Origin of the sequence: Mesonia aestuariivivens, from assembly GCF_019311235.1 — a bacterium.
Taxonomy (GTDB): domain Bacteria; phylum Bacteroidota; class Bacteroidia; order Flavobacteriales; family Flavobacteriaceae; genus Mesonia; species Mesonia aestuariivivens.
Window position 1 is genome coordinate 1 of the sequence record NZ_JAHWDF010000013.1, and the last position, 18,004, is coordinate 18,004.

Here is an 18,004-nt window from a genome sequence, read left to right on the forward strand (position 1 = left end):
TGAGGAATACCGAATACTTCTTATATCGATTGATTAAATTATATTCTTAAAATCGTAAAAACCCAGATTTTAGACTTGATCCATTATATTCTTAAAATCGTAAAAACCCAGATTTTAGACTTGATCCGAGATTTCTACACCAAAATGCTGAGTAATAAAAGTAGGGATGAGAGCATACGTTTGGTCTTAGAGATGGTGATTGAATTAATGCCTGATGGTGATAACTATAAATTTCAACAAATAATGACCGTACTTGAAGATGATTTTGATAGTATACACTATCCTGAAAATTTGAAGAAAACATTAAAAAAGCAGGTCAAAGAAGAGAAATAATGTAGAAAAAGAATAAGTTAAGGGGAAGAAAGCTGCTCTCGTTGCCATTATAGTAGAAACAAAGGTAGAATCTATCGTGAAGCAATTGCTTAGAATTTTTGCCTAAACCCTAACTTTTGAGGGATGATCCATAAAATAGCTTTACTTACTTCTTACTATTTTCCTAAAAACGAAAAGCCCCGTTATCATTGCGATACAGGGCTTTTTAGCGGAGAAAGAGGGATTCGAACCCCCGGAGGTGTGACCCTCAACAGTTTTCAAGACTGCCGCATTCGACCACTCTGCCATTTCTCCTGAGTGTCTTCGGGTATTGCCCGAATGCGGTGGCAAATATAAGACCTTTTTTCAATTCTCAAAAATAAATTTTAAGATTTTTTTTCTCATTTTCCTTTCCTGTGGTCTCCACATTTTTTGATAACTTGGCAACCAAATAATTAAGCCCTAAAAAATGATTAAAAAAATTTTATGTCTATCGGTTTTAACGATAGCTATTTCATGTAAAACCCCAAAAAAATCAATTAAAGAAGTCAATCCAGAAGAATATGCTAGTACAATTACCGCTTCTGAATTAAAAGATCATTTATACACTTTTGCATCTGATGATTTTCAAGGAAGAGATACTGGGAAACCTGGTCAAAAAAAAGCCGCCAATTACTTAAAAAATAATTATATAGAAATGGAGATCGCTTCACCCTTAGGCGGAGCTAATTATTTTCAGCACATTCCTTCTAGTTTTTTTCATAATAAATATAACGATTCAGAAAATGTGGTCGCTTATATTGAAGGTAGCGAGTTTCCAGATGAAGTTGTGGTAGTTTCTGCACATTACGATCATGTAGGAATAGATGCCGAAGGAAATGTGTTTAATGGCGCAGATGATGATGGTTCTGGTACCGTTGCCGTTTTAGAAATAGCTGAAGCTTTTAAAGAAGCGCAAAAAGATGGCTACCAACCTAGACGCTCTATTTTGTTCTTGCACGTGACGGGAGAAGAAAAAGGCTTATTAGGCTCAGACTACTATACTAAGAATCCTATTTTTCCGCTAAAAAATACGGTAACCGATCTAAATACAGATATGATTGGTCGTATAGATCCCAAACACGAAGATGACCCTAATTATATTTATTTAATCGGTAGCGATAAACTCAGTACAGATTTACACGAACTTTCAGAAGAAATGAATAGCAAATACACGCAATTTGATTTAGATTATACCTATAATGATGAGAATGACCCTAACCGTTTTTATTACCGCAGTGATCATTACAATTTTGCTAAACATAATATTCCAGTCATTTTTTATTTTAATGGTACACACTCAGATTATCATCAAATTACAGATACTCCAGATAAAATTGAATACGATTTAATGGCACGTCGGGCACAACTTATTTTTTATACCGCATGGGAAGTTGCTAACCGTGATGAACGTTTAGTCATTGATAAAGTTAATTAATAGTAGTTGGCGTCCTATTATAAAAAAAGCAGCTTGAAAGAGCTGCTTTTTTTATAATATCGGACTATTCGTTACAATTCCTCATTTCGCTAGCGCTGCATTGTGGGATTTTCACTGCTATCCCTGGTCGAAAAATTCAACAATTTAGACCTCACAAAAAAAGAGAAAGGCTAATTATTAAGTAAAAAAGATTTAGAATTTAGCTTCAGTGGTAAAAAAGATAAAAGCAAAAAAAAAGTCCTTACCATAAAGTAAGGACTTGAAAAAGGGTGGAAGATCGGTTTCGAACCGACGACCTCCTGAACCACAATCAGGCGCTCTAACCAGCTGAGCTACAACCACCATTTGTTTTAAAACAATTACTAAACAAATGTCTAGCAATTGCGGATGCAAATTTAATGTAAATCTTCAATTCTGCAAAATATTTTTTCAATTAAATTAAATCAAATATAGAATCTACTGCAGCACAACGTTCTACGGTAAAGCCTTCGGCGTAATCTTTATTAATTAGCCTTCCTAAATTGCGAGCGCGATAGGTAACACTATCTAAAAAATTAACGCTAGCGATAGGAGTAGTAGGCTCTTTACTATCAGGATCAAAAAACTGAGAACGATAAGCATTCACTGCCTCTATTTTCTTATCCATAAATCCGGTTATATCGACAGAGATATCCGGTTGTATTTCTTTCCATTGAATGTAGTGATAAACCAGTTTAGGTCGCCAAGCATATTGTTTATTTTCATCACAGTACGTTTCAATTTTTCTTAATCCGCTTAAAAAGCAGGCATCACTTGCCAGTTTACTTCCTTTTGGGTGATCGATGTGCCGATCATCAATAGCATTGCAGAATACTATTTCTGGGCGGTATTTTCTAATCACTTTAATGATCTCTAATTGATGGGCGGTATTATTAATAAAAAAAGCATCACTAAAAGCTAAATTCTTTCGCATGGCTACGCCTAAAATAACTGCAGCCTCTTGTGCTTCTTGATCTCTAATCTCTGCAGAACCACGTGTTCCTAATTCACCGCGGGTTAAGTCTAAAATTCCTACTTTTTTCCCGTTGGCAATTTCTTTGGCTAGGGTGCCACCGCAACTCAATTCTACATCATCGGGATGAGCGCCAATGGCAAGTATATCTAATTTCATTTCTATTATTTTATCTCAATCGCAAAGATATAAACTAGAAATGAAACCAACATGATATGTTTCTTATTGATATCTTAAAGTTGAGCAGCTTTAGGTTGTTTTTGAGTTAACTGTCTAATTTTGATATGAAATGCGGCAAATAATAAAGTGGTAAACGGACTCAAATAATTAAAGATGGCATACATAAAATAGCTAGCCACAGGAACGCCTAAAACTCCACTATGATAGGCGCCACAAGTGTTCCAAGGAATTAATACAGAAGTTACTGTACCAGAATCTTCTAGGGTTCTACTTAAATTTTCAGGAGCCAAGCCTTTATCTTGATATGCTTTGGCAAACATTTTACCAGGTACTACAATGGCTAAATATTGATCTGATGCCGTAGCATTTAATGCCAAACAGCTAATCACTGTACTGCTAAACAATCCGAAGGTAGAATGAAATAGATTTAATAAGGCCTTGCTAATTCTAGATAAGGCACCAATGGCATCCATAATTCCTCCAAAAACCATCGCACAGATAATTAACCAAATGGTTCCTAGCATTCCGCTCATCCCGCCAGAAGAGAACAAATCGTTTAAAGATTCGTTAGTTGTTTCTATGGCCGTATCTACCGTAATAGCGTTTAAAATTCCTTTATAGCCAGAATAAAAAGAAAGTTGGGTGCTGTCACCCAATGCGGCAATAATTTCGGGTTGAAAAATTAAAGCAAATATAGCTCCTAAAAGTGTACCTAATAGAAGTGCAATTAAAGGTGGAGTTTTTCTAATAATTAAAAAGATAACGATAACTGGTACTGTAAACAACCATGGGGTAATGTAAAAAGAATCTTCTATAGATTTTAAAATGGTATCGGTATCTGCAGCTCCTGTAGTTTCAATATTTAAACCAATAATAATAAACACCACAATAGTGACAATAATAGTAGGCACGGTGGTGTAAAGCATGTATCTAATATGTGTAAATAAATCAGTTCCTGCCATTGCTGGAGCAAGGTTGGTCGTGTCGCTTAGTGGCGAGAGTTTATCGCCAAAATAAGCACCAGATAAGATGGCACCTGCCGTCATCCCTAACGGAATTCCTAAAGCGTTAGCAATACCTATAAGCGCAATCCCTACGGTTGCCGAGGTGGTCCAACTACTTCCGGTAGCAATAGAGATAACCGAGCATATTACCACACAAGCCGCTAAAAATATTGTTGGATTTAAAATTTGTAGTCCATAGTAAATCATGGTTGGGATAATACCACTCACTAGCCAAGTTCCTGCTAGCGCCCCTACCATTAACAAGATTAAAATAGGTCCACTCGTAGATTTGATGTTCTGGGCAACCTCTTCTACCATAGAAGCGTAAGTAATTTTATTAAAATGACCTACAATTGCTGCAATTGCCGCTCCGATAATTAAAATAAATTGATTAGAACCATCGAGTGCCGTATCTCCAAATACGTATACATTATAGGCTAACATTCCTACCAATGCAAAAACCGGTATTAAGGCTTGAATAATAGTAATGTTATTCTCAATAACTTTTTGATTATTTGGATCTGTAGATTGGCTATCCATAGGCTATATATTGCTGTAATAAATTGGTTCAATTCGTAATTTTACAATTTTTAATAGTGAAGCGCAAGAAAAGTATAGCTAAAACTTCAAAATAATAAAAGTGAATTAAGTAAGGTTAAAAAGAAACTACGCAAGACTTCTATAAATACTAAATAGGTTTTTATGCTCTAAATCTTGTTGATTGAATTACTTATCGTATTTTTGTTATCGTTTTAAAAATCAATAAAACTAAATTATGAGCACTTACGACGTTGCAGTCATTGGTTCTGGTCCCGGAGGTTACGTAGCCGCTATTCGTTGCGCGCAACTAGGGATGAAAACCGCAATCATAGAAAAATATTCTACCAAAGGAGGTACATGTCTTAATGTAGGCTGTATCCCATCAAAAGCTTTATTAGACTCTTCTCATCATTATGAAGATGCCATTAAGCATTTTGAAGAACACGGTATCGAACTTACTGGTGATGTAAAATTGAACCTAGAAAAAATGATGGAGCGTAAAGCTTCTGTGGTCGATCAAACCACCAAAGGGATTGATTTTTTAATGGATAAAAATAAAATTGATACTTACGAAGGTGTAGGATCATTTGAAGATAACACCCACATTAAAATAGAAGGTAAAGACAATACAACTATCGAAGCTAAACATACCATAATAGCTACGGGTAGTAAACCTGCAAGTCTTCCATTTATCGATATAGATAAAGAAAGAATTATCACTTCAACAGAAGCTTTAAAACTTAAAGAAGTCCCTAAACACTTAGTGATTATTGGTGGTGGAGTGATTGGTTTAGAGCTTGGCCAAGTTTATAAAAGATTAGGCGCTGAAGTGACCGTAGTCGAATATATGGACCGTATTATCCCAACGATGGATAAAGCCCAAAGTAAAGAATTAACTAAAGTGATGAAAAAGCAAAAAGTTAAATTTGCCGTTTCTCATAAAGTTACTTCTGTAGAAAATACTGGTGACGAAGTGGTGATTAAAGCAACCGACAAGAAGGATAAAGAAATAGAATTTAAAGGAGATTACTGTTTGGTTTCTGTCGGGAGAAGACCATTTACAAAAGGTTTGAATACCGATGCTGCTGGAGTGAAAATGAATGATAGAGGTCAAATAGAAGTTGATAAACATTTAAAAACTTCTGCCGATAATATCTATGCAATTGGTGATGTGGTTAAAGGAGCAATGTTAGCCCATAAAGCGGAAGAAGAAGGGGTGTTTGTTGCAGAAACGATTGCCGGTCAAAAACCACATATCGATTACAACCTAATTCCAGGGGTGGTTTATACTTGGCCAGAAGTTGCCTCTGTTGGAAAAACCGAAGAGCAATTAAAAGAAGATAAAGTTGAATATAAGAGCGGGCAATTCCCGATGAGAGCTTTAGGTCGTTCTCGTGCAAGTGGAGATACCGATGGTTTTGTGAAAATCTTATCAGATAAAGAAACCGATGAGGTACTTGGTGTACACATCGTAGGAGCACGTGCAGCAGATTTAATTTCTGAAGCGGTAACTGCAATGGAATTTAGAGCCAGTGCAGAAGATATTGCTCGTATGAGTCACGCACATCCAACTTATTCTGAAGCTGTTAAAGAAGCCGCTTTAGCCGCTACAGAAGATAGAGCTTTACATATCTAATAAATTAAAAAATTATATGCTTATAAACCTCACGATATCATACATTCGTGGGGTTTTTAATTTTAAACTTCTATGAAAAAGATACTTGCACTTGCCGGTTCTAACGGTAAAAAATCAATCAATAAAATGCTATTGCATTATGTGATTAGTAGAATTGAAAACCACGAAGTTAAATTTCTAGAACTTACCAATTACAATTTTCCCATCTATGGTTCAGACTATGAGCATGAAAAAGGCATTCCAGCCGATGTGCAAGTAGTTAACATGTTGATTAGTGAAGTAGATGCGCTGGTGATTTCTGTAAATGAACACAATAGCGGACCATCTGTTTTCTTTAAAAATATCACCGACTGGCTGTCACGCGTTGAACTCAAATTTTTAGCAGGAAAAAAAGTATTGCTTATGAGTACAGCTCCTGGAGGTAGAGGAGGAGCTTCCGCTTTGGCCTATTACAAAGAAGTGCTTCCTAGGTTTGGAGCTGAGGTGGTCGAGAGTTTTAGCTTGCCATCATTTCCTCAAAATTTTGATGTGGAACAACAAAAAATTACCGATGAAATTTTACTGTTGGGCTTAAATGATGTGCTTTCTAATTTTGAACAAGAATTAGAAGATTGAAATACAGAATAATTTTTAACTAATTTATTTTGTCATTAAAAAATAACCTTTTTTTGCTAACTGCTAACTGCTAACTGCTAACTGCTAACTGCTAACTGCTAACTGCTAACCACAATCAAACCCTATTTATGCGAACTTGTAAAAAAATCTCATTTTCAGTAAATACAGATTTAAAAAAACAACTGCTTTCTTGGGCAAACCAGTTTGAAGAAGTAGTTTGGTTAGATTCTAATAGTTATGAATTTTCTAGCGTTGAATATGAGGCTGTTTTAGCTGTGGAAGCGTTTACGGCTTTAAAAACCGATTATTCTCAAGCCTTTGATCAATTAGCTGAATACCAACAGAAAACAAAAGACTGGATTTTTGGCTATTTAAGTTATGATTTAAAAAATGATGTAGAGCCATTAAGTTCTAAAAATGATGACGGTCTAGCCTTTTCTGATCTTTATTTTTTTCAGCCTAAAAAAATATTCTTGTTGAAAAATGAGGAGGTAGAAATGCATTACCTCGATATGGTCGATGATGAAATAGAAACCGATTGGGATGAGATTTTAAAGGTTTCCTCTAATGAAGTTAATGAGCAATCAGTACAAAATTCAGCTTCTGTACAGTCACGATTAACCCAAGAAGAATACGTAAATCGCGTAGAGAAAATGTTAGCTTACCTTCATCGAGGCGATATTTATGAAGCTAATTTTTGCCAAGAATTTTATGCTGAAAATTACGCACTGCTGCCGCTAGAGACTTATTTCGAATTAAATAAAATTTCTAAAGCTCCTTTTGCGGCTTTTTTAAAGTTAGAAGATTTTTATTTGCTTTCTGCCAGCCCTGAACGTTATTTAAAAAAAACAGGGAGCAAAGTGATCTCGCAACCCATTAAAGGCACCGCAAAACGCTTACCGAATGTAGAAGAAGATGAAGCGTTGAAACAAAAATTACGGAATGATCCCAAAGAAATTTCAGAAAATATAATGATTGTCGATTTGGTGCGAAACGATTTATCAAAAACGGCAAAAAAAGGAAGTGTTCAAGTAGAAGAACTTTGTCAGTTATATAGCTTTGAGCAGGTACATCAATTAATATCAACGATTTCTGCGGAAATAGCTAATGGAATATCACCAGTAGAAGTGATTCGTTCTACTTTTCCTATGGGAAGTATGACTGGAGCCCCAAAAATTTCTGCCATGAAAATTATCGAGGAGCTTGAAGTGACCAAACGAGGTTTATACAGTGGTTGCGTCGGCTATTTTAGTCCGCAAGGCGATTTCGATTTTAATGTCATTATTCGTAGTATTTTGTATAATTCAAGTAATAAATATCTTTCTTTTTCTGTAGGTAGTGCGATTACCGCTCAATCTGATCCTGAAAAAGAATACGAAGAATGCCTTACGAAAGCTGCAGCTATGCATCGGGTATTGTAAAATTAAATTGTCATGAAATGGCAACATACTTTCAGGACAATTCAATTTATATACCTCTAATTAAGTTTAACCAATTATCGCTAAGAACTTGCTATATTTGGTACTTCTATGCTTCAAGAATTTCAACAACATATCAATCTTAAATTTCCAGATATAACCCATGGAAAATCTTTGCTTACCATTAGTGGCGGGATTGATAGTGTGGTTTTAGCCCATTTATGTAAACAAATAGGGATTAACTTTAGCTTGGCGCATTGTAATTTTCATCTTCGTGGTGAAGAAAGTAATCAAGATGAAGTTTTTGTTAAAAATTTAGCTAAACAATTAGAAGTAGAAGTTTTTACACAAGCCTTTCAAACCGAAGCTTACGCGAAAGATCATCAGCTTTCTACCCAACTAGCGGCAAGAGAACTGCGCTATTCGTGGTTTTATGAGCTGGCAGCAGTAAATAATTTCGATTATATTTTAACCGCTCACCACGCCAATGATAGTTTAGAAACCTATTTGATAAATACGATTAGAGGGACAGGAATAAATGGTCTCACCGGTATTCCTGAGCGGAATGATAAAATTGTGCGTCCGTTATTAGTTTTTAGTCGAAATCAGATTGAAGCATTTGCCAAGCAAAATGAGATTTCTTGGAGAGAAGATAGCTCAAACGCTTCAGATAAATATGTACGCAATAAGATAAGACATCATGTAATTCCGCAATTAACTGAAGAAAATCCAAAATTCTTGCAAAGTTTTCAGCAAACTCAACAATATCTAAAAGACACTGCCAGTTTATTAGAAGATTATACGACGATTTTATTTAGCCGCTTAGTGAAAGAAATTAATGGCAAGTATTTTTTAAATGTGAAAGATGTAAAAGAAACTCCGCATACCAAAGCCGTTTTGTTTCAATTGCTACAGTCTTTTGGATTTACGGAGTGGAATGATGTTTACGATTTACTAGCTGCTCAAACCGGTAAAAAAGTGTTTTCAAAAACTCATCAATTGGTGAAAGATCGTGAAGTATTGATTTTGAGTGCGATTGAAAAAACTAAAGATCAAATCATAACGATTGAAAACGAACAAGCTCATATTCAGTGGGATCACAAGCAAATTTCTATAGAAAATGTATCTCAAATGAATGGCTTTGGTCAAAACATTGCTTATCTTTCTGCGCAAAAAATAAAATACCCTTTAACCTTAAGAAAATGGCAAGCAGGAGATCGTTTTATTCCTTTTGGAATGAAAGGAACCAAGAAGTTAAGCGACTTTCTAAAAGATGAAAAGCTTTCACCTCTTGAAAAAGAAAATACTTGGGTGTTAATTTCAGATGAAAAAATAGCCTGGGTTGTAGGTTATAGAATCGATCAACGCTTTAAAGTAGAACCCCATACAACAACGATACTTAAACTAAATATTACTCATGAGAAATAATTTATTATTCCTATTTCTTACCTTATTTATTACTTCTGTAAATGCTCAATTTGGAACTTCACAAGAAGTGATTAATCCCGTAGAGTGGAGTGGTAGCATTAAGGAAACTTCAGCTAATACCTACCAACTTTTATTAGAAGCAGAAATTGAAGAGCATTGGCACGTATATTCTCAAGATACCCCAGAAGGCGGACCGCTACCTTTATGGTTTAATTATTTAGATGCAGGGAAAGACTATGAGCTCGTAGGAAAAACTGTTGAAAGTGAATCTGAAACACAATTTAGTGAGATTTTTGGCGTAAATGAAGTCTATTTTGAAAACAAAGCGAATTTTACACAAGAAATAAAGCTTACCAATGATAATGTTGCTGTGGTAAAAATGGAGCTAAAATATCAGGTTTGTAAAGAAAGCTGTATTGGTGAAGAATACTACGTTGTTTTTGATCTCAAAAAAGATAAAGTAAAGTTTCTTCAAAATTATGATGAATTTCAAGCCTATGGGAATACTTCAGCTAAATCTTCAACAGAAGAAGGAGTATCAGATATGAGTCAAGTAAAACAGTCTGGTGAAGCAATAGTTACCAATATTGATGATGATGAAGATAAAAGTACCTTAACGATTTTCTTTTTAGCATTTTTCTCAGGTTTCTTAGCTTTACTTACGCCTTGTGTTTTTCCTATGATTCCAATGACTGTAGGTTTTTTTACCAAACAAAGTAAAACCAGAAGTAAAGGAATTAAAAATGCGCTATTGTATGGTTTTTTTATTGTCGTAATTTATGTGTTGTTAGGGACGCTAGTCGTAGGAATTTTTGGAGCCGACGCTTTAAATGCACTTTCTACCAATGTCACTTTTAATATCATCTTTTTTATTTTATTAATCATTTTTGCTGCCTCTTTTTTAGGAGCATTCGAAATAATGTTACCAAATTCATGGGCTAACAAAGTAGATCGACAGGCAGATCGTGGTGGTATTGTGGGTATTTTCTTTATGGCGTTAGCTTTAGCTATTGTTTCATTTAGCTGTACAGGACCAATTGTGGGTACGCTATTGGTACAGGCGGCTTCTAAAGGAGGAATAGCACCTATTATCGGGATGTTTGGTTTTTCTTTAGCGATAGCAATACCGTTTGGGTTATTCGCTTTGTTTCCTGCTTGGATGAATACCTTACCACGTTCAGGAGGTTGGTTAAATACCGTGAAAGTATTTTTAGGATTTTTAGAATTAGCCTTAGCTTTCAAATTTTTATCGAATGCAGATTTAGTACTACAAGCTCACGTATTAGAGCGTGAAATTTTCTTAGCCATTTGGATTGCAATATTCGGAACTCTTGCTTTTTATCTCTTCGGAAAAATTAAATTACCTCATGATTCTGAGCTTCCACATATTTCTGTTGGGAGATTAAGTCTAGGTTTGGTGATATTAATTTTTACTATTTATTTAATTCCGGGACTTTGGGGAGCACCTTTAAAAATTATTAGTGGTTTTGCACCGCCTATGAATTATAGTGAAGCTCCTTACGGTGTGGGTTACTCTAAAGCTAGTGGAGGTGCTACTACTTCTATGAAAGATTTCCCAGAACACGCAAAACTGGGCGCACAAGATATTATTACTTTTGAAGATTACGACCAAGGTATGGCTTATGCCAAAGCAAAAAACCTTCCGGTTTTATTAGATTTTACAGGTTATGCTTGTATTAATTGTAGGAAAATGGAAGAGCGTGTGTGGAGTGAACCACAAGTATTAAGTAAACTGAAAAATGAAATGGTATTAATCTCTCTTTATGTAGATTCAAAAAAGAACTTACCAGAAAATGAACAGTATACTAGCGAAACCACCGGAAAACGAATACGCACCGTTGGTAATAAATGGAGTGATTTTCAAATACGAAAATATGGAGCCAATGCACAACCTTATTATATTATGTTGAATAATGAGGAGGAACGTTTAAACGAGCCGGTAGGCTATACGCCAGACGTTGAAGCGTACTCGGCTTGGTTGCAAAAAGGAATCACCAATTATAAAGAATAATTTACAGGTGATCGCAAGGTTAAGTAGATTGACTGTTAATTTCAAAACTTAGCTCATCTACATATAGAATTGCTTACTGTCGGTATAAATATTTCTACAGGTTCACTCGTTTGGTGAGCCTGTAATGTTTTATGATAGTTAGTTAAGTAATCTTTTTTATTTTCGGTGACCGCATAGTTAAAAATTACCAATGGGTTGTAAGCACTCTTCAAGTGAAGTTTTCAACAATACCACTTTCCTTTTTTATGTATTGAATCAATTCTGTATCGTATTTTATGATCACATTTGGTAGATTACCATTGCTGCGGAATCTTATTATTATTGGAAGAATATGCTAAAAAACCTAAAAATAATACGACGCTAGACCTTGTAAAATCACGTAATATTATTTTAATAGTTACTTGTCGTTTAGTGTAGAAATAGAATCTTTTGATGAAGAAGCTTTCTTTTCTAGTTCATCTTGTTGAATCTTAAATTGAGGCTTAACATAATTAGAGGTAGCTCTTCCTACATCATAATAACTTTGCAGTTGCAAGCCTTTTTTATACGGAATACTAATGGTATCTCTATCGGTAGCATTTCCATATTTTTCAATAATAAACGTATTTTTAGTTTGTTCTTTAAGAGGAACCCTGACATAGCTAATAGTGGCTGGTAACGTTTGCCAGTTTCGAGTATCAGCTTTTTCGGTAGCAGCACCTGCAATATCTGCACTTGCTTTTATAAGTTCTTCGGCATCATCACCCAATAATTGTTTGGCAATTGCTCCCAAACCTGCACTCGTTGCCTTTTTAGCTCCAACTCTTAAAGCAATATCTACAGCTTCACGCAACATTCTATCGTGAAGGGTTTGTCTGGCAATAGGATAAAAATCTTCTACCAATTCAAAAGATTTTTGCTGATTGTTAAATGTTATATGCGCGCCTTTGTAAAAGCTTTCGCGCTGAACGTATTTAGGAATAGCAATAGATGTAATACCCAAATTTGTCCCTGGTGGAATAGGAATAAAAATAGGGAAATCTGGATCGTCTACAGCAATAAAAGCTCCGTCAACAGCCGTGATTTGCGTTTGATCTTTTGCCGGCCCTAAACCATTTTCCCAGAAAATAATAGCTTCTGCAGGATGAGGTTGAATATCAGCATCCGTTAAATTAAATTGCTTTGTATAAGATTTGTATTCTTGCGTAAACCCTAATTGTTTAGAAGTTCTTACGAGGTCTTTTTGCAGTTGAAGCGGTAATGAAACTCCATAATATGAATTGTTATTTGCCGCATACAGTTCTTCGGCATTTCGGTAAGCAATAAATGCATTGTTAACATCACCAGTAGCTTCATATAAAAGTCCTTGTAAGATTTGTGCAAAAGCGTCTTCAGTGTATTTATTTTTATTCTTTTTGTATTTTTGGTTAAGTTGTTGCAGCTTAATATTTATACGTTTAGCTTCAACTAAAGCTTCGTTAGGCATTCCCAATTGAAAATAATTGAGCGCCATATAATAATGAATCATCACCTTCTCAAAATCTTCACCTTTGTAAGGTGCCGCCATGGGATTGGTGAGTTTTGCGGCAATCGCTTGACCAGCATTTGTTTTAATATTATCATCGATTAAAACATAGGCCTGCTCGAAGAGCTGATTACTTTCTTTAAATTTACCATTCATATGTTCTACTTTACCTTTTTCCATGAGGTAGAGCAGGTGGTTTCTTTTTTTAGAAAGAAATTTATTGTCTTCTATTAAGGTGACGGCTTTAGTGAAATTTCTATGGTAAACTTCATTCTGAAATTCAAGAGAGCGATCATTATAAGTAATTCCGCAAGAATTTAGTAAGCATACAAAAACTCCTACGGAAATACTTTTTAACCAAAATTTGGTTGGTATAGGCATAAATGAATTTACTTAGTTAACCAGCTTTTTAATTTTTTTATCACCAATCCAAACTTTCTCGTTGGTTTCTAAATTGGTTAACTCTAAATCTACTTGGTAATAAATAGCTTTGTCTTTTTTGTATTGATCTACAATTGAATTAACAGTTCCTTGCAGCATAAAATCTGCTCCCTGCTCTAATCCAAATTTTTTCATACTTGAAGCAGAAGAATAGTTTTGTTGGTCTGCACGTTCCGCTCTAATCTCTTCACGCATAGGTCCGGCTTGTACTAGACGCATTTTACTACTATTGATAATGGCTTTTTCAATATCTTTTGAAAAGGTTTCTGTAGCGATATGTTCGTGAGATTTATTAGTAATCATGCCAACAATAAGTACGGGAGCTTCACCGCCATTTTGCGAGATAAAAGAATTATGCCAAGGGTGAGCCATCATTTCGCTAGTGATTTCTTCCGCAGTTAATCGAGAATCGGTATCGTTCCATCTACCACTAAGATCGGTTACGGTATCTTCACTCACACGAGTAACTTTTTGACCACAACTTATTACAGTAATAGAAATTAAAAATAGAATAGCGTAAAGTGAAAAATGTTTTTTCATAGTATTTTTTGATTAATGATTTAAACACTTCTAAAGTAATTAATATTTTATAAAAATTAAGGACTAAAATTTATTTTTAAATAGTTGATATATAGTTTTTTATTGATTTATTGGTAATTCTGAAGATTTTTTCTGAATTGAATTTGTACTATATTTAAGCGATTTTTAAAAATAAATTGAATGAACATCCACTTAAAAAATTTAATCCTACTAATAATCACATTTTTTTCACTTCAAATTGTTGCGCAAAGCGATTATAAAGTTAAAGAACATTATACCAAGCAAGCGGTAGATATAGAAATGCGTGACGGTATTAAATTACATACGACCATATACTCACCAAAAGACACCTCGAAAAAATATCCTATATTAATGCAGAGAACACCATATAGTTCTAAACCTTACGGTAAAGAAGAGTTTCGCTCTAAAATAGGTCCTAATCAATTTTTAATGAAAGAAGGTAATATTATCGTTTACCAAGATGTTCGTGGACGTTGGATGAGTGAAGGCGATTACGATAATATGCGACCTTATATACCAAATAAAAAAGGAAAAGAGATCGACGAAGCCAGCGATACTTACGATACCATCGAATGGTTAATTAATAATGTCGAAAACAATAACGGTAATGTAGGTACTTGGGGAATTTCTTATCCTGGTTTTTACACTTCTTATTCGTTATTATCGGGACATCCTGCCTTAAAAGCAGCTTCACCACAAGCTAGTATTTCTGATTTCTTTTTCGATGATTTTCATCATAATGGCGCTTATTTATTGAGTTACTTTATGGCAACCGCCTTATTTGGAAATCAAACCCAAGCACCAACCACAGAGTCTTGGTATACTTTTCCTAAACTTCCTAGTAAAGATCAATACCAATTTTTTTTAGATCATACACCAATTAACCAATTAGATGAATACTATCTCGATAATTTTTTCTGGGATCAGTTGAGTGATCATCCTAGTTACGATAAGTTTTGGCAAGACCGCGGACTCATTCAGCATTTAAAAGAAACGAATATTAAAACAGCCGTGATGTATGTAGGTGGTTTTTTTGATGCTGAAGATTTATACGGTCCATTCCAGAGCTACAAAGCTATTGAAGAAAATAGCAATAATTACAATACCATAGTCTATGGGCCTTGGAGTCACGGAGACTGGGCAGGAAGTAAAAAACGTCAAGCGGTAGGAAATGTTTATTTTGGAGACGATATTTCAGAAAATTATCAGCGTGATGTGGAGACCAAGTTCTTTAATTATTTTTTGAAAGAAGAAGGAAAACCTAAGAATTCACCATTATCAGAAGCGATGATGTTTGATACCGGAAGCCACGAGTGGACTTCTTTTGAGGCATGGCCACCGAAGGCAGTAAAAAAGAAAACTTATTACTTAGGCGATCATCAACAGCTAAAATCGTTACCTAATAAAGCTTACGAAAATAAATTTATAAGTGATCCTCAGAAACCGGTTCCGTATTCAGAAGATATAAAAATTGTATTTACCCCTAGAAAATACATGACCGACGATCAACGTTTTGCAGCAAGAAGACCCGATGTATTGGTTTATGAAACAGAAGTTTTAGAAAACGATATGACGATGGCAGGAGAAATTGAAGCGAAATTAAATGTTGCCACCACCGGAACCGATGCCGATTGGGTGGTGAAAGTGATCGATGTTTATCCTGCAGATGCTCAAGATACCGAAGAAGTACAAGATCATTTAAAAATGTCTAATTACCACATGATGGTGAGAAGTGAAGTTTTACCAGCAAGATTTAGAAATAGTTTTGAGAAAGCTGAAGCTAGTATTCCTAATCAGAAAACAGCTATCGATTTTACATTACAAGGCATTTATCATACCTTTAAAAAAGGACATAAAATTCAAATTCAGGTGCAGAGTACTTGGTTCCCTTTAATCAATTTAAATCCACAAACTTTTGTGCCCAATATATTTGAAGCTGAAAAAACAGATTATAAAAAGCAAACACATACTGTTTATGGTGATTCTTCTATAGAATTTATGATGTTAGAAAAATAAAACTAGATGAAATTAAAGTTGAAAGATATATTGATTTTAGCTGTTTTTGGGCTTCTTCTTTCTTGTAAAGATAAGCCTAAGAAAAGTGAAATGAATAAAGCTGAAATAGAACAAGAAGCCGAACAGCTACATACATTTTTTAAAAAGACCTACGAAGAAGATTTAGCAGATTCTCCTATGATGCAAACGCAAATAGGCTTAAAAACTAATTATGGAAAATGGGATGATTTTTCACACACTAAATACCCTAAAGATTTAGAAAAAGCAAAAATAAGGTTAGCTTACATGAATGATAGTATTAATACCAATGCGCTTTCAGCTGCAGATCAACTAAGCTATCAATTGATGAAAGGAGAACTCCAGCATCAAATAGATGATTATCAGTATAGATTTTATAACTACCCAATTAATCAGATGGGAGGTTACCATACAAGTTTGCCAGCTTTTCTTATTAATCAGCACCAAGTAGATTCTGTAATTGATGCCATTGCTTATATTGAAAGATTAAACGGATTAAAAAAAGTTTTTGAAGATGTGATTAATACGATGCAAATACGAGAGAAAAACGGAATTTTACCTCCAAAATTTGTATTTACGAAAGTCTTAGAAGATGCTAAAAATGTAATTACTGGAAAACCTTTTAGTAATTCTAAAGAAAATAGCGTCTTGTTGCAAGATTTTTCAGATAAAATTGAAGAATTATCAATTCCTAAAAAAAGAAAGCAAGAATTATTAGTTCAAGCAAAATTAGTCTTGCTTGAAAAGGTAAAACCTGCTTACCAAAATTTAATCAACACCTTAGAAGATGAAGATCAACGAGCTACTTCAGATCATGGAGTTTGGAAGTTTCCTAAAGGAAAAGAATACTATCAAAATCGCTTAAATCGATATACCACGACCAACTATTCAGCAGACAAAATACATGCTATTGGGTTAGAAGAAGTCGCTCGCATTCATAACGAAATGAAAGCGATTATGCAGCAGGTTAATTTTAAAGGATCTTTAAAAGATTTTTTTAAATTTATGCAAGAAAATCCCCAGTTTTACTACGAACAAAATGAAGAAGGAAAAGCTGCTTATTTGAATAAAGCAACATCAATTATTGATGAGATGCGTTCTCATTTAGATGAACTTTTTATTACAAAACCTACCGCTAAATTGGTGGTAAAACCCGTAGAAGCATTTCGAGAGAAAAGTACGGGCTTAGCATTTTATCAACGACCAGCACTAGACGGTTCTCGACCAGGTACTTATTATGTGAATTTATATGATATGAAAGCCGCTTCTAAATATCAAATGGAAGCTTTAGCTTATCACGAGGGGATTCCTGGGCATCATATGCAAATTGCGATTGCCCAAGAATTAGATAGTATTCCTGAGTTTAGAAAACATTTATTTTATGGAGCCTATATTGAAGGTTGGGGGTTGTATAGTGAGCTTTTACCTAAAGAAATAGGATACTATAAAGACCCTTATTCAGATTTTGGTCGGTTAACTGCAGAATTATGGAGAGCTTGCCGTTTAGTAGTAGATACGGGCATTCATGCTAAAAAATGGACACGAGAGCGAGCTATTCAATACTATAAAGACAATACACCAAATGCCGAAAGTGATTGTATTAAAATGGTAGATAGGCATATTGTATTGCCTGGACAGGCCACTTCTTACAAAATCGGGATGATTAAAATTTTAAATTTACGAGCTAAAGCTAAAAAAGCTTTAGGAGAAGATTTTGATATTCGAGAATTTCATGAAGTTGTTTTAACCAATGGTGTATTACCTTTAAATATATTAGAAACTTTAATAGAAGATTATATCGAACGTAAGAAAGCTGATACTTTTTAATTTT

At 34.6% G+C, this 18,004-nt stretch carries 13 protein-coding genes and 2 tRNA genes; 9 read left to right on the forward strand and 6 right to left on the reverse strand.

All coding sequences use genetic code 11. From position 1 onward, the window contains the following. Nucleotides 1-75 precede the first annotated feature (75 nt). Nucleotides 76-333, forward strand: a complete 258-nt coding sequence (locus KW502_RS11740) for a hypothetical protein (RefSeq protein ID WP_219040753.1) — start codon at nucleotides 76-78, stop codon at nucleotides 331-333. Nucleotides 334-542: 209 nt separating this feature from the next. On the opposite strand, the gene KW502_RS11745 is transcribed toward KW502_RS11740, so the two are convergent. Then, nucleotides 543-627: transfer RNA gene (locus KW502_RS11745), tRNA-Ser, on the reverse strand. A gap of 157 nt (nucleotides 628-784) precedes the next feature. On the opposite strand from KW502_RS11745, the gene KW502_RS11750 reads away from it, so the two are divergent. Next, complete coding sequence (locus KW502_RS11750; RefSeq protein WP_439651407.1) at nucleotides 785-1,789, forward strand: M28 family metallopeptidase; 1,005 nt, start codon at nucleotides 785-787, stop codon at nucleotides 1,787-1,789. A 267-nt stretch (nucleotides 1,790-2,056) separates the two neighbouring features. Here the strand turns inward: KW502_RS11750 and KW502_RS11755 are convergent. The 3 genes from KW502_RS11755 to nhaC all read right to left on the reverse strand — a co-directional run bounded on the left by KW502_RS11755 (nucleotide 2,057) and on the right by nhaC (nucleotide 4,504). Continuing rightward, nucleotides 2,057-2,132 (reverse strand) — tRNA-His (locus tag KW502_RS11755). Between the two features lie 90 nt (nucleotides 2,133-2,222). After that, nucleotides 2,223-2,939 (reverse strand): bacillithiol biosynthesis deacetylase BshB1, encoded by a 717-nt coding sequence (bshB1, locus tag KW502_RS11760; protein ID WP_219040755.1) that lies wholly within the window; start codon nucleotides 2,937-2,939, stop codon nucleotides 2,223-2,225. 74 nt (nucleotides 2,940-3,013) lie between these two features. Continuing rightward, nucleotides 3,014-4,504: a Na+/H+ antiporter NhaC gene (nhaC, locus tag KW502_RS11765; RefSeq protein ID WP_219040756.1), complete on the reverse strand. Its 1,491-nt coding sequence runs from the start codon at nucleotides 4,502-4,504 to the stop codon at nucleotides 3,014-3,016. 235 nt (nucleotides 4,505-4,739) lie between these two features. Between nhaC and lpdA the strand changes: the two genes are divergently transcribed. The 5 genes from lpdA to KW502_RS11790 all read left to right on the forward strand — a co-directional run bounded on the left by lpdA (nucleotide 4,740) and on the right by KW502_RS11790 (nucleotide 11,633). Further along, entirely contained in the window at nucleotides 4,740-6,140 is a 1,401-nt protein-coding gene (gene lpdA, locus KW502_RS11770) for a dihydrolipoyl dehydrogenase (protein WP_219040757.1), read from the forward strand. A 72-nt stretch (nucleotides 6,141-6,212) separates the two neighbouring features. Then, nucleotides 6,213-6,755 carry an NADPH-dependent FMN reductase gene (locus tag KW502_RS11775; protein WP_219040758.1) on the forward strand — a complete coding sequence of 181 codons (543 nt, stop codon included), beginning with the start codon at nucleotides 6,213-6,215 and terminating at the stop codon, nucleotides 6,753-6,755. A gap of 128 nt (nucleotides 6,756-6,883) precedes the next feature. After that, nucleotides 6,884-8,176 carry an aminodeoxychorismate synthase component I gene (gene pabB / locus KW502_RS11780; RefSeq protein ID WP_219040759.1) on the forward strand — a complete coding sequence of 431 codons (1,293 nt, stop codon included), beginning with the start codon at nucleotides 6,884-6,886 and terminating at the stop codon, nucleotides 8,174-8,176. A 108-nt stretch (nucleotides 8,177-8,284) separates the two neighbouring features. Continuing rightward, a complete protein-coding gene (gene tilS / locus KW502_RS11785) occupies nucleotides 8,285-9,601 on the forward strand; it encodes a tRNA lysidine(34) synthetase TilS (RefSeq protein ID WP_219040760.1) in 1,317 nt (438 codons plus the stop codon). Further along, nucleotides 9,591-11,633, forward strand: coding sequence for a protein-disulfide reductase DsbD family protein (locus KW502_RS11790; RefSeq protein WP_219040761.1), 2,043 nt, complete (start codon nucleotides 9,591-9,593; stop codon nucleotides 11,631-11,633). Before tilS ends, KW502_RS11790 begins: the two co-directional genes overlap by 11 nt. A gap of 397 nt (nucleotides 11,634-12,030) precedes the next feature. Here KW502_RS11790 and KW502_RS11795 read toward each other — a convergent pair whose 3' ends face one another. Beyond that, nucleotides 12,031-13,518 (reverse strand): COG3014 family protein, encoded by a 1,488-nt coding sequence (locus KW502_RS11795; protein WP_219040762.1) that lies wholly within the window; start codon nucleotides 13,516-13,518, stop codon nucleotides 12,031-12,033. A gap of 12 nt (nucleotides 13,519-13,530) precedes the next feature. Further along, nucleotides 13,531-14,118, reverse strand: a complete 588-nt coding sequence (locus KW502_RS11800) for a penicillin-binding protein activator LpoB (protein WP_219040763.1) — start codon at nucleotides 14,116-14,118, stop codon at nucleotides 13,531-13,533. A gap of 180 nt (nucleotides 14,119-14,298) precedes the next feature. Here KW502_RS11800 and KW502_RS11805 point away from each other — a divergent pair, with 180 nt between their 5' ends. After that, nucleotides 14,299-16,155: a CocE/NonD family hydrolase gene (locus KW502_RS11805; RefSeq protein ID WP_219040764.1), complete on the forward strand. Its 1,857-nt coding sequence runs from the start codon at nucleotides 14,299-14,301 to the stop codon at nucleotides 16,153-16,155. A gap of 6 nt (nucleotides 16,156-16,161) precedes the next feature. Further along, entirely contained in the window at nucleotides 16,162-18,000 is a 1,839-nt protein-coding gene (locus tag KW502_RS11810) for a DUF885 domain-containing protein (protein ID WP_219040765.1), read from the forward strand. Nucleotides 18,001-18,004: the final 4 nt, after the last annotated feature.

Coding starts and splice junctions, on each gene's coding strand:
- KW502_RS11790 (WP_219040761.1), top strand. CDS start 9,591: ATGAGAAATAATTTATTATTCCTATTTCTTACCTTATTTATTACTTCT.
- KW502_RS11795 (WP_219040762.1), bottom strand. CDS start 13,518: ATGCCTATACCAACCAAATTTTGGTTAAAAAGTATTTCCGTAGGAGTT.
- KW502_RS11800 (WP_219040763.1), bottom strand. CDS start 14,118: ATGAAAAAACATTTTTCACTTTACGCTATTCTATTTTTAATTTCTATT.
- nhaC (WP_219040756.1), bottom strand. CDS start 4,504: ATGGATAGCCAATCTACAGATCCAAATAATCAAAAAGTTATTGAGAAT.
- lpdA (WP_219040757.1), top strand. CDS start 4,740: ATGAGCACTTACGACGTTGCAGTCATTGGTTCTGGTCCCGGAGGTTAC.
- tilS (WP_219040760.1), top strand. CDS start 8,285: ATGCTTCAAGAATTTCAACAACATATCAATCTTAAATTTCCAGATATA.
- KW502_RS11775 (WP_219040758.1), top strand. CDS start 6,213: ATGAAAAAGATACTTGCACTTGCCGGTTCTAACGGTAAAAAATCAATC.
- KW502_RS11810 (WP_219040765.1), top strand. CDS start 16,162: ATGAAATTAAAGTTGAAAGATATATTGATTTTAGCTGTTTTTGGGCTT.
- bshB1 (WP_219040755.1), bottom strand. CDS start 2,939: ATGAAATTAGATATACTTGCCATTGGCGCTCATCCCGATGATGTAGAA.
- pabB (WP_219040759.1), top strand. CDS start 6,884: ATGCGAACTTGTAAAAAAATCTCATTTTCAGTAAATACAGATTTAAAA.
- KW502_RS11805 (WP_219040764.1), top strand. CDS start 14,299: ATGAACATCCACTTAAAAAATTTAATCCTACTAATAATCACATTTTTT.